Source organism: Micromonospora sp. CV4 (assembly GCF_003667455.1).
GTDB lineage: Bacteria > Actinomycetota > Actinomycetes > Mycobacteriales > Micromonosporaceae > Micromonospora.
The window spans coordinates 16168-28139 of record NZ_RCVI01000184.1 but is presented as its reverse complement, the minus strand read 5'-3'; the positions used below and the strand labels follow the sequence as shown (position 1 = coordinate 28139).

The 11972-nt window shown below is 72.6% G+C and carries 13 protein-coding genes; 1 reads left to right on the top strand and 12 read right to left on the bottom strand.

Annotated elements, in window-relative coordinates; genetic code table 11:
- Positions 1-362, bottom strand: a 362-nt coding sequence (locus EAD98_RS05455; RefSeq protein ID WP_121652982.1) for a hypothetical protein, incomplete at its 3' end; no start/stop codon positions are given.
- Positions 363-556: 194 nt separating this feature from the next.
- Complete coding sequence (locus EAD98_RS05450; RefSeq protein WP_121652981.1) at positions 557-1183, bottom strand: DsbA family protein; 627 nt, start codon at positions 1181-1183, stop codon at positions 557-559.
- A gap of 221 nt (positions 1184-1404) precedes the next feature.
- Between EAD98_RS05450 and pepN the strand changes: the two genes are divergently transcribed.
- Positions 1405-3954 carry an aminopeptidase N gene (pepN, locus tag EAD98_RS05445; protein WP_121652980.1) on the top strand — a complete coding sequence of 850 codons (2550 nt, stop codon included), beginning with the start codon at positions 1405-1407 and terminating at the stop codon, positions 3952-3954.
- A 118-nt stretch (positions 3955-4072) separates the two neighbouring features.
- Here pepN and EAD98_RS05440 read toward each other — a convergent pair whose 3' ends face one another.
- The 10 genes from EAD98_RS05440 to EAD98_RS05395 all read right to left on the bottom strand — a co-directional run bounded on the left by EAD98_RS05440 (position 4073) and on the right by EAD98_RS05395 (position 11972).
- Complete coding sequence (locus EAD98_RS05440; protein ID WP_121652979.1) at positions 4073-4480, bottom strand: DUF5130 family protein; 408 nt, start codon at positions 4478-4480, stop codon at positions 4073-4075.
- Positions 4467-4766 (bottom strand): hypothetical protein, encoded by a 300-nt coding sequence (locus EAD98_RS05435; protein WP_121652978.1) that lies wholly within the window; start codon positions 4764-4766, stop codon positions 4467-4469. Before EAD98_RS05435 ends, EAD98_RS05440 begins: the two co-directional genes overlap by 14 nt.
- A 72-nt stretch (positions 4767-4838) precedes the next feature.
- Positions 4839-6302 (bottom strand): amidase, encoded by a 1464-nt coding sequence (locus EAD98_RS05430; RefSeq protein ID WP_121652977.1) that lies wholly within the window; start codon positions 6300-6302, stop codon positions 4839-4841.
- Positions 6303-6473: 171 nt separating this feature from the next.
- Entirely contained in the window at positions 6474-7475 is a 1002-nt protein-coding gene (locus EAD98_RS05425) for an amidohydrolase family protein (protein ID WP_121652976.1), read from the bottom strand.
- Positions 7475-7999, bottom strand: a complete 525-nt coding sequence (locus tag EAD98_RS05420) for a 3-hydroxyanthranilate 3,4-dioxygenase (protein WP_074313809.1) — start codon at positions 7997-7999, stop codon at positions 7475-7477. The genes EAD98_RS05425 and EAD98_RS05420 overlap by 1 nt, the downstream gene beginning before the upstream one ends.
- The gene (locus EAD98_RS05415; RefSeq protein WP_121652975.1) at positions 7996-8418 is read right to left on the bottom strand and encodes a RidA family protein; all 423 of its coding nucleotides are present in this window, start codon (positions 8416-8418) and stop codon (positions 7996-7998) included. The genes EAD98_RS05420 and EAD98_RS05415 overlap by 4 nt, the downstream gene beginning before the upstream one ends.
- The gene (locus EAD98_RS05410) at positions 8415-9188 is read right to left on the bottom strand and encodes a 2-keto-4-pentenoate hydratase (protein ID WP_121652974.1); all 774 of its coding nucleotides are present in this window, start codon (positions 9186-9188) and stop codon (positions 8415-8417) included. The genes EAD98_RS05415 and EAD98_RS05410 overlap by 4 nt, the downstream gene beginning before the upstream one ends.
- Positions 9185-10246, bottom strand: a complete 1062-nt coding sequence (gene dmpG / locus EAD98_RS05405) for a 4-hydroxy-2-oxovalerate aldolase (protein ID WP_121652973.1) — start codon at positions 10244-10246, stop codon at positions 9185-9187. Before dmpG ends, EAD98_RS05410 begins: the two co-directional genes overlap by 4 nt.
- A complete protein-coding gene (locus EAD98_RS05400) occupies positions 10243-11178 on the bottom strand; it encodes an acetaldehyde dehydrogenase (acetylating) (RefSeq protein WP_121652972.1) in 936 nt (311 codons plus the stop codon). The genes dmpG and EAD98_RS05400 overlap by 4 nt, the downstream gene beginning before the upstream one ends.
- Positions 11175-11972 (bottom strand): 2-keto-4-pentenoate hydratase, encoded by a 798-nt coding sequence (locus EAD98_RS05395; RefSeq protein ID WP_121652971.1) that lies wholly within the window; start codon positions 11970-11972, stop codon positions 11175-11177. Before EAD98_RS05395 ends, EAD98_RS05400 begins: the two co-directional genes overlap by 4 nt.

Sequence of the window (11972 nt, the reverse complement as noted above, 5' to 3'; positions counted from 1 at the left end):
ATCGGCGGCTGCACGGCCGGCGCGACCAACGACGGGACGGCCGGCGCGGACGGTACGGGAGCCGGCTGGACGGCCGGCGCGGGCGGTACGGGAGCCGGCTGGACGGCCGGCGCGGGCACCGCGAGCGGCGCCGGAAGATCGGCCGCCGCGATGTCGGCGGGCGGGGTCAGGCGGGAGGTGACCGGGACCCGTGCCACGCCGACCACGATGGGCGGGGCGAGCAGGTCCACCAGGTGGGCGGGAAGGTCGGGACGGACCACCGGCCAGCGGGAGTCGTCGACCGACCAGTAGGCCGCGCCGGGAGTCTCGATCACCCCCTGCCGGGTCAGCTGATCGTCACCGGACGCACGGTGCTTGGCCATCGGGATTGCCTCCACGAGCTGCGGGGTGCGGCCCTGCGGGTCGCTGCGGCGGACACCGAGGGAAACGAGGCCGCCCGCCCACCGGTGACGCCGTGACCGTTCCCGGCCCCCGGGAGCGCACCCGGCGTCCGACGCGACACGTCCCCGCCCGGGCAGCCGACGGTGTCCGAACGGGGGCGCGTGGTGGTCGTGGATCAGTCGAAGATCGGGCCCTGCTCACGGGTGCGCTTGAGCTCGTAGAAGCCCGGCGTGCCGCCGACCAGCAGTACGCCGTCCCAGAGCCGGCCGGCAGCCTCCCCCTTCGGCGCCGGCGTGATCACCGGGCCGAAGAACGCCACCTGACCGCCGTCCGGGCCGGGCGCGTGGATCACCGGGGTGCCCACGTCCTGCCCGACCGGCCGCATACCGGCCTCGTGGCTGGCCCGCAGCGCCTCGTCGTACTCGGTGCTGTCCGCGGCCTCGACCAGCGCCGGGTCCAGGTCGGCGTCGGCCAGCGCGGCGACGTAGAGCTCCCGACCCCGCTCCTCCTTGCCGAGGTGGATCCGGGTGCCGAGTGCGGTGTAGAGCTTGCGGAGGACGTCGCCGCCGTACCGCTGCTCGGCGGCGATGCAGAGCCGCACCGGGCCCCAGGCGGTGCTCAGGAACGACTTGTACTCCTCGGGCAGCTCGTCCCGGCCCTCGTTGAGCACGGCCAGGCTCATCACGTGGAAGCGGATGTCCACGTCACGGACCTTCTCGACCTCGAGCAGCCAGCGCGAGGTGATCCACGCCCACGGGCAGGCCGGGTCGAACCACATGTCCACAGCGACACGTTCGGTCACGGTGAGGTCCCTTCGCGACAGGTGGCGCCGGCGATCCGGCGTCTCCACGAATTTTCACCCCGGCCCGCGCCGGCCGGCACCCGAATCAGAGCGTGACCTCGGCCACCGCCGGCTACCGGTACGTGGAAGACTCGGTTCCGGACCGGCCGCCACGGGCGGTCGGCAGACGGGCGCCGCCGGGCGTACGGCGAGATGTGGGATGGAGACGAACAGTGCCGGGAGTGCGCAACCTGACGCAGGTGGAGGCGACCGAGCGGGCCCGCCTGCTCGACGTGACGGGGTACGACATCAGCCTGGACCTGTCGACCGCCGTGCTGGCGGCCGACGGCCGCACGTTCCGGTCGACGACCGAGGTCCGATTCCGCTGCGCCGAGCCGGGCGCGAGCACCTTCATCGAGGTGGCCGCCGATGCGGTGCGTTCCGCCACGTTGAACGGCGCTCCGGTCGACCTGTCCGACTGGTCGGCCGAGAAGGGCCTGACCCTGTCCGGGCTGGACAGCGAGAACACCCTGGTGGTCGAGGCCGACTTCGGCTACTCCAACAGCGGTCAGGGTCTGCACCGCACGGTCGACCCGGTGGACGGCGAGACGTACCTCTACAGCCAGTTCGAGACGGCCGACGCGCAGCGGGTCTTCGCCTGCTTCGACCAGCCGGACCTGAAGAGCGTGTACACCTGGCACGCCACCGTGCCGGCGCACTGGCGGGTGGTGTCCAACATGCCGGTGCAGAGTGAGGAGCCGGCGGGTGAGGGGCTCAAGACCCTCCACTTCACCGAGTCGCCCCGGATGAGCACGTACATCACGGCGCTCTGCGCCGGGCCGTACCACGAGGTGCGCGACACCCACGACGGCATCGACCTGGGCGCGTTCTGTCGGGCGTCGATGGCGCCGTACCTCGACTCGGACGACCTGTTCCTGATCACCAAGCAGGGCTTCGACTTCTTCCACGAGAAGTTCGGGGTGCGCTACCCGCTGCCGAAGTACGACCAGCTCTGGGTGCCCGACTTCAACGCCGGCGCGATGGAGAACTTCGGCTGCGTGACGCACGCCGAGTCGCACTACCTGTTCCGCTCCCAGGTCACCGATTTCGAGTACGAGCAGCGCGCCAACACGATCCTGCACGAGATGGCCCACATGTGGTTCGGCGACCTGGTCACCATGCGCTGGTGGAACGACCTGTGGCTGAACGAGTCGTTCGCCGAGTGGGCCAGCCACTGGTGCAACACCAACGCCACCCGGTTCACCGAGGCGTGGACGACGTTCCTGTCCATCCGGAAGAACTGGGGCTACCGGCAGGACCAGCTCTCCTCCACCCACCCGGTCTACACCGAGATGCCGGACATGGAAGCCGTGGAGGTCAACTTCGACGGCATCACCTACGCCAAGGGCGCGAGCGTGCTCAAGCAGCTCGTCGCGTACGTGGGTGAGAAGCCGTTCGTGGCCGGGCTGCGGGCATACTTCGGCAAGCACGCCTGGGGCAACGCCACCTTCGACGACCTGCTCACCGAGCTGGAGGCGGCCTCCGGCCGGGAGCTGCGCAAGTTCGCCGCGCAGTGGCTGGAGACCGCGCAGGTCAACACGCTGCGGCCGGAGGTGACCATCGGCGCGGACGGCGCGTACCAGCAGGTCGTCATCCGGCAGGAGGCGCCGGCCGCATACCCGACGCTGCGGACGCACCGCATCGGCGTGGGCCTGTACGACCTTACCGACGGGCGGCTGGTCCGCCGCGAGCGGCACGAGGTGGACGTGACCGGCGAGCGGACCGACCTCGCCGAGCTGCGCGGCGTCCGCGCGGCCGACGTGCTGCTGCTCAACGACGACGACCTGAGCTACACCAAGCTGCGCCTCGACGACCGGTCGATGGCCGCGGTGGTGCAGCACATCGGCGGCTTCGAGTCGTCGCTGGCCCGGGCCCTGTGCTGGACCGCGGCGTGGGACATGACCCGGGACGCCGAGCTGGCGGCCCGCGACTACGTGGCGCTGGTGGTCAGCGGGCTGCCCGCCGAGACCGACATCAACCTGGTCACCGCCACCCTGCGGCAGGCGACCACCACGCTCACCCTGTACGCCGACCCCGCGTGGGCACCGACCGGCTGGGCCGACCTGGCCCGCACGGCGCGGGACGCGCTCGCGGCGGCCGAGTCGGGCAGCGGATTCCAGCTGGCCTGGGCCCGGGCGTACGCCTCGGCGGCCCGCTCCGAGGAGGACCTGGCCACCCTGCGCGGTTGGCTGGACGGCTCCGGCGTGCCGGCCGGGCTGACCGTCGACACCGAGCTGCGGTGGACGGTGCTCGGCGCGCTGGTGGCCAACGGTGCGGCCGGCGCGGCCGAGATCGAGGCGGAGCTGGCCGGTGACCGCACCGCCAGCGGCGAGCGGGAGGCCGCGTACGCGCACGCGCTGGTGCCGACCGCGGAGAACAAGGCCGCCGTGTGGGCGCTGCTGACCGGCCCCGACGCTCTGCCCAACTGGCGGCACCGGGCGCTGTTGCAGGGCTTCGCCCACCCGGCGCAGGTGGAGCTGGTCGCCCCGTACCGGGAGCGGTACTTCGCGGCGGTCGGCCAGGTGTGGGCCACCCGGGACAGCGAGCCGGCGCAGGAGTTCGCCCAGCTGGCGTACCCGACCTACCTGGTGGAGGACGACACGGTGGCGGCCACCGACGCGTGGCTGGCCGGCGACGGGCACCCCGGCCCGCTGCGCCGGCTCGTCGCCGAGGGCCGCGACGGCGTCATGCGGGCGCTCAAGGCCCGCGCGAAGGACGCCCAGATCGCCTGATCACGTACGACAGAGGGGTCGGCGTGGGTGGAAGCCCGCGCCGACCCTCGCCGGCCCCCGCACAGACCGAAGCCCGGCCCGCTGGTCAGCGGGCCGGGCTTCGTCGTACGAGTTGCGCTCAGCCCTTGCCGGCGTGGCTGGCGAGCTGGTCGAGGCCGTTGATGATGCCGCCGGCCAGGTCGCCCCCGCTGAACGCCCCGACCATGGAGAGCGCGGCCAGCTTGGCGTACGTGTCGGGGATGCGCTTGCGGGCGTGCCGCCCGGTGACGACCTCCAACTGCCGCTGGTTGGGCGACACCGCGATCAGCACCGACCGGTCGGGGTTGGCGAGCTGGCGGTGCAGCCGCTGGGCGTGCTCCCGGACCGGCTCGTCGAGACCGCCGACGAAGACCGAGAAGACCAGGCCGGTGCCCTGGTCGGCCAGGCGCAGCGCCTCGTCGATGCGCAGCAACTGGCGGGTCGTGAACGGCCCGTCCAGCACCTCGGGCGGATTCGCCGTCCCGGTCTGCTCCTCACCAACGGTCACTTGCGCCTCCGGTTCCACCGGCCGGCGCCTCGACGCTGGCCTGCTCAAGCTTGTGGCTGGTCAGCGCCGGCGCCTGCGCGCCCGCCGCCAGCGCGGTGCCGGCCGAGTCGGCCAGCTGCTCCGGGCGGCCCAGGAACCAGACCGGAGTGAAGTCGAAGGGCCGGCCCGGCCGGTAGCGCTTGGAGCCACCACCACCGCCGGCGCTACCAGCGCCGCGACTGCCGGCGTACGCCAGGCCGGCGATCACCAGCACCGCCGCCGCCGGGATGCCGACGAAGACCAGCAATGTCTCGGTAACAGACAATCCCAACGCCCCCAGGCGGAAGAAGGACCTCGAACAACCGGGTCGGGTGAACGATCATGATGACGACCGGTCGACTCCGTCGCCATTCACGTTAGCGGAGTCGACGGCCCGCCAGATTGCGGGGTGCCGATCCCATCCGTCACTCCAGTTTTCCAGTTGCGCAGCGGCCGCGATGAGCCGCGCGTCGTCGCCGTACCGGCCGGTGAGCAGCACCCCGACGGGCAGACCGTCGGTGGTCGTGCCCAGCGGCAGGGACACCGAGGGGTCGCCGGTGACGTTGAAGATGGCGCAGTAGGGCGAGAAGCGGCGTTGCCGGTCGAAATCGGCCGCCGGGTCACCGTCCGCTGTGAACCAGCCGACGGGTGCCTGCGGCGCGGCCAGGGTGGGGCAGAGCAGCAGGTCACAGTTGGCGGTGCGGCGGGCACCCAGGCGGACCTGGGCCTGCAACTCGCCGAGGGTGGCGGCCAGGGTCCCGGCGGAGACCTCGGCGCCCCGGGCCCGCAGCAGCCGGGTCAGCGGCAGCAGCTCCGACTCCCGCTGCGGCGGCACCGGGGCCAGCGCCAGCACGTACCAGATGATTTCGAACAGCGGCCACGCCTCCGGCCCGAGCGGCGCGGGCACCTCGACCACCTCATGGCCGGCGGCGGTGAGCAGCGCGGTCGCCCGGTCCACGGCGGCCACGCAGTCCGGGTGCACCGGTTCGTCGGCGAGCATCGGGGTGGTGAACCGGCCGATCCGCAGTCGGCCGGGCTCGGCCCGGCGGGCGGCGGCCAGGTAGCCCCCGGGGGGCGCGGCCGGCGGCAGGTAGGGCTCACCGGGCACCGGCACGGCCATGACGTCGAGCAGCGCGGCGACGTCCGTGACGGTGCGGCCGAGCGGCCCGCTGGTGGGCAGGCCGAACGCGCCGGAGCCGAGCGGCCCGCCGGAGACCAGGCCACGGCTGGGCTTGTAGCCGACCAGGCCGCAGAGCGACGCCGGGATGCGCAGCGAGCCGCCGCCGTCGGAGCCCTGGGCGACCGGGACCAGCCCGGCCGCCACCGCCGCCGCCGCGCCGCCGCTGGACCCGCCGGCGGTGTACGCGAGCTGCCACGGATTGCGGGCCGGTGGCGCGACCCGGCCCTCCGAGTAGAGCGAGCAGCCCAGCTCGGAGCACGTCGTCTTACCCAGGCTCACCAGACCGGCGGCCTTGATGAACCGGACCACGTCGGCGTCGACCGGCGGTACGAAGTCGACGAAGGCGGCCGACCCGAAGGTGGTGCGGACCCCTGCGGTGAGGGTGAGGTCCTTGATCGCGGTCGGTACGCCGTGCAGTGGGCCACGTCCCTCGGCGGGCACGGCGTCGGCCGCGTGGGCGGCCTCCCGGGCCAGTTCCGGAGTGAGCGTGACGAACGCGCCCACGGTGTCGCCGATCGCCGCCACCCGGCGCAGGTAGTGCTCGACCAGGTCCCCGCTGGACAGCTCGCCGCGCGCCAGGGCGGCGGCCTGCTCCAACGCGGTCAGGTCGTGCGGCTCGGCCATCCCGTCATCCTGCCGCCCGTCAGCCCTCGGTGCACTCGACACGCGCCGACGACCGGAGACGGACCAATCAGACTCCCAACCCGGCGCGCGGCCCGCCGACACGTAGATCGTGGACACTTTCCGTTCGCGGAGGACGGAAAGTGTCCAAGATCTGCTCCTGCACCGACCGCGTCAGCCGTGCAGGAAGCGCAGGGCGTTGGTGGAGAGGAGCTTGTCGCGCTGGTCGTCGGTGAGGAAGTCGGCCGCGCGGACCACCGCGCCGGCCGGCCGCTCACCCAGGGGGTACGGGTAGTCGCTGCCGACCAGCACCCGGTCCTCCCCCATGGTGTCGACCAGCAGACGCAGCGCGGGCGGCGCGAAGACCACCGAGTCGACGCTGAACCGGTCGACGTAGCTGCTGGGCGGAGCCGCCGACGCGCCACGGACCAGGTCGCCGCGGCGGTGCCAGGCGTTGTCGGCGCGGCCCAGCCAGAACGGGAAGCTGCCGCCGCCGTGCGCGAAGCAGATCCGTAACGTCTCCGGCACCCGGTCGAAGACGCCGCCCAGGATCATGGCCAGCACCGACAGGTGCGTCTCGGCGGGCATCCCGGTGAGCCAGCGGGCCATCCACCGGTCCAGCCGGGGGCCGCCCGGCATGTCCCACGGATGGACGAAGACCGGCGCGCCCACCTCGGCGCAGTGCTGGAGAAAGGTGACCACGCCGGCGTCGTCGAGGTCCCGGTCACCGACGTGGTTGCCGATCTCCACGCCGACGTGCCCGGCGGCCAGGCAGCGGTCCAGTTCGGCGCAGGCGGCGTCCGGGTCCTGCAACGGCACCTGGCAGAACGGCACCAGCCGGTCGCCGCCGCCCGCGGTGACCTTCAGGGTCAGGTCGTTGAAGATCCGGGCCACCTTCACCGCCTGGTCGGCGGGGCGGTCGTAGCTGAAGAAGACCGGGGTCGGCGACACGACCTGCACGTCCACGCCGTCCGCGTCCATGTCGGCCAGTCGGCTCGCCGCGTCCCAACACTCGGCGCCGACCGGCCGGAACTCCGAATCCCCCACCATGATCATCGCGGCCCGCTCGGAGTCGACCCGCAGCCACGGCCAGCCGGACCCGCCGCACGCGGCGCCGAGGTCCGGCCATCCCTTCGGTACGACGTGCGTGTGCACATCGACCACGCGTGCGGGCATCAGCCCTTGCCCGGGTGCAGTGTGCCGCAGTTGGCGCAGGTGCGCGCGGCCTCGTCGGCGTAGAACGCCTGGAACACCGGCGGCAGGTCGGCGGCGATGTCCCGGACCTGCAACTCCACCTCGTGCACCTTGTGCCCGCACTCCGGGCAGTACCACTGGAACGTCTCCAGCGTGCCCTCCTCGCGGACCCGCTCGACCACGACACCGATCGAGCCGGCCTCCGGCCGCTGCGGCGAGTGCGGGGTGTTCCGCGGCAGCATCCACATCTGACCCTCGCGCACGTGCACCGTACGCGGCCCCTCCGGGGTCATCAGGTTGATGTGCATGTTGCCCTTGACCTGGTAGAAGAACTCCTCGTACGGGTCCACGTGGAAATCGGTGCGCTGGTTGGGCCCGCCCACCACCATCACGATGAAGTCGTCCCCGCCGGGGAACATCTCCTTGTTGCCGACCGGCGGCTTCAACAGGTGCTGGTTCTCCGCGATCCATCCCGGAAAACTGAACGGCTCGGCGATCTCACTCACGACTGACCTCCCGAGGGAAGAAGGGCCACGGCCTGAATCTCGATGAGCAGGTGCGGGTGCGGCAACTGGTGCACCGCCACCGTCGTGCGGGTCGGTCCCGACGCGTCGAAGAACTCGGCCCACACCTCGTTGTAACCACCGAAGTCGTTCATGTTGACCAGGTACGACGTCACCTGGACGAGGTCGGCCAGGTCGGCGCCGACCGAACGCAGCAGATCCCGGACGTTCTCGATGACCGCCCGCGTCTGCACCCGGATGTCGAGGTTCGTGGTCCCGAACTCGTCCACCTCGACACCGGCGAACGAGTTGTCCGGGCGCCGCGACGACGTACCGGAGACGAAGACGAAGCCGCCCGCGACCTTGACGTGCGGAAACGCCCCCCGCGGTGTGGCCTTGCCGGCCACGACCCGCGCGGTCACGCGGAGGCCCGCAGCGACGCCGTGCCGAGCTTCTCCACGACCGCGCGGACGTGGGTGCCGGGACGAAGCGGGACAGCCGCCGTGGCGGCGCCGGCCAGGAAGACCCACCCGGACTCCAGCCGTACGCCGTGCCGGCCGGCCAGCCGGATGCCCTCGTCGAGCGCCCGGCGCGGATCGCCGAGGATCGCCGCCGTCGAGCCGACCTGGACGACCCGCCCGTCGACCTCCAGCAGCACGCCGAGGTTGTCCAGCCCGGCCGGCACCGGCGCCCACGGCCCGATGACGAACGCGGCGGCCGAGGTGTTGTCGGCGATCACGTCCGGGAGGGAGAAGCGGAAGTCGGCGTACCGGGAGTCGATCAGCTCGATGGCCGGGGCGACCGCGCGGACCGCCGAGGCGAAGTCGCCGACCGGCTCGCCCGGCTCGGGCAGCCGGTCCAGCAGGAACGCCACCTCCGGCTCGACCCGGGGGTGGATGTACGCGGTCGGGTCGACGGCGCCGCCGTCGGGCACCCGCATCGTGTCGGTGAGCCGCCCCCAGATCACCTCGTCCACGCCGACCTGGGCCATCTTCGCCCGGCTGGTCAGGCCCATCTTCAACCCGACCAGCCGTTCGCCCCGGTCCAACCGGCGCTGCACCAGCGCGGCCTGCACCCCGTACGCGGTCGGCACGTCCAGCCCCACCTCGGCGGCGAGCTGCGGAATCGCGGTGGCGGTGTCCGCGGCGGCGCCCAACTTCTCGGCGATCCCCGCGATGTCCGGTCCGATCATGACTGCTCCTTGCCGGCGAGGTCCAGCGCCACGTCCACGATCATGTCCTCCTGGCCGCCGACCATCCGGCGCCGACCCAGCTCGACCAGGATCGACCGGACGTCGACGCCGTACTTCGCCGACGCCCGTTCGGCGTGCCGCAGGAAGCTGGAGTAGACCCCGGCGTACCCCAGGGAGAGCGTCTCCCGGTCCACCTGGACCGGCCGGTCCTGCAACGGGCGGACCAGGTCGTCGGCGGCGTCCATCAGCGCGAACACGTCGCAGCCGTGCTTCCAGCCGTGCAGCTCGGCGACCGCGACGAAGACCTCCAGCGGCGCGTTGCCGGCGCCGGCGCCCATCCCGGCCAGGGAGGCGTCCACCCGCACCGTCCGGCCGTGCGCCGCGTCGGCGTCGGCCGGGGCGGACCCGGTGACCCGGCCGTGTTCGACGGCGAGCACGCTGTTGGCCACCCCGAGGGACAGGTTGTGGTGGGCGTGGATGCCGATCTGCGTCTCCGGCTCCAGCACCTGCCGGTACGCGTCGACGCGCTGCGCCACGTCGGACATCAGCAGCCGGCCCCCGGAGTCGGTGACGTAGACGCAGTGCGCCCCGTACGACTCCATCAGCTTGGCCTGCCCGGCCAGCCCGGCCGGGTCGTTCATGTGCGACATCATCAGGAACCCGGCCACGTCCATGCCGTTCTCCCGCGCCCACGAGATGTGCTGGGGGGAGATGTCGGCCTCGGTGCAGTGGGTGGCGATGCGGACGCTCGTCACCCCGAGCGCCTTCGCCGCCTTCAGGTCGGCGATGGTGCCGATGCCGGGCAGCAGCAGCGTCGTCAGCTTCGCCGTGGTCAGCACCTCGGCGGCCGCCGAGATCCACTCTGCGTCGCTGGCCGCGCCGTGGCCGTAGTTGACGCTGGAGCCGGCGAGCCCGTCGCCGTGCGCCACCTCGATCGCAGCCACCCCGGCGGCGTCCAGCGCGGCGGCGATGGCGCGAACCTGCTCGACCGTGTACCGGTGGGCGATGGCGTGCATGCCGTCGCGCAGCGTCACGTCCTGGATGTACAGGTCCGTCATCGTGCGGTCACCTCCGACGAGCGCAGCGCGACCAGCCGCTCCGCGGTGCGCAGCGCGGCGGAGGTCATGATGTCCAGGTTTCCGGCGTACGCCGGCAGGTAGTGCCCGGCCCCGGAGACCTCCAGGAAGACCGACACCTGCAGGGCGGTGAGCTGACGTCCGAGCGTCGGCACGTACGCCTCGACCCGGTCGAACTGCACGTCCTGCTTGAGGCGGTACCCGGGCACGTACTCCTGCACGGTCGCCACCATGTCCGCCACGGAGGCGGCGATGACGGCGGTGTCGGCGTCGACGTCCGGGCAGAGGCAGTAGACGGTGTCGCGCATCAGCAGCGGCGGGTCCGCCGGGTTCAGCACGATGATCGCCTTGCCCCGTTCGGCGCCGCCGACCACCTCGATGGCCCGGGCCGTGGTCTCGGTGAACTCGTCGATGTTGGCTCGGGTGCCCGGCCCCGCCGACTTCGACGCGATCGACGCGACGATCTCGCCGTACGCCACCGGGGTGACCCGGCGTACCGCGGCGACGATCGGCACGGTCGCCTGCCCGCCGCAGGTCACCATGTTCACGTTCGGCTCGTGCAGGTGCTCGTCCAGGTTGACCGGTGGCACCACGTACGGGCCGAGCGCGGCCGGGGTCAGGTCGACCACGGTGCGGCCGTGCGCGCGCAGCACCTCGTCGTGGCGCCGGTGCGCGCCGGCCGACGTGGCGTCGAAGACCAGCTCGACGTCGGCGAACTCCGGCATCGCGACCAGCCCGTCCACGCCGTCGGCGGTGGTGGCCACGCCGAGCCGGCGGGCCCGGGCCAGGCCGTCGGAGGCCGGGTCGATGCCGGCCATCGCCACCATCCGCAGCTCGGTGCTGAGCCGCAACACCTTGATCATCAGGTCGGTGCCGATGTTCCCTGATCCCAGCACCGCCACGTCAGTGGTCACTCGCCGCCCCTGTCGCTGAAGATGGTCCGCACCGAGCCCAGCCCGGAGATCCGTGCCTCGTACGCGGCGCCCGGCGTGACCGGCACCATCGGGCCGAGCGCCCCGGAGAGCACCACGTCCCCGGCCCGCAGCGGGTCACCGGCGTGCGCGAGGGTGCCGGCCAGCCAGTGCAGGGCGTGCAGCGGGTTGCCCAGGCAGGCCGCGCCGGCGCCGACCGAGACCGGCTCGCTGGCGTGCTCCAGCACCATTCCGCAGAGCCGCAGGTCGACGTCGGCGAGCCGGCGCGGGCTGGTGCCGAGCACGAAGAGCCCGCTGGAGGCGTTGTCGGCGACGGTGTCCACGATGGAGATGTCCCAGGCGGCGATCCGCGAGTCGACGATCTCGATCGCCGGCAGCACGTGGTCGACGGCGCGGACCAGGTCGGCCGTGGTGATCCGCGGGTCGGGCAGGTCCTTGCCGAGCACGAACGCGATCTCCGCCTCGACCCGCGGCTGGAGCAGCCGGTCGATGGCCACCTCGGCACCGTCGGCGACGGCCATCGCGTCGGTCAGCATGCCGAAGTCCGGCTGGAAGACCCCGAAGCTCTCCTGCACCGACCGGGAGGTCAGCCCGATCTTCGCGCCGACCCGGCGCTCACCCTGGCCCTGCCAGGCCCGCGACTGGAGCTGCTGCACGCGGTACGCCGACTCGACGTCGCCCTCGGCCAGCAGCCGGCCGCGCAGCGGTGGGCACGGCTTGCCGGTGGTGCGGGCCTCGGCCAGCTCCCGGTTCGCGGCCTCGATGTCAGCTTTCAT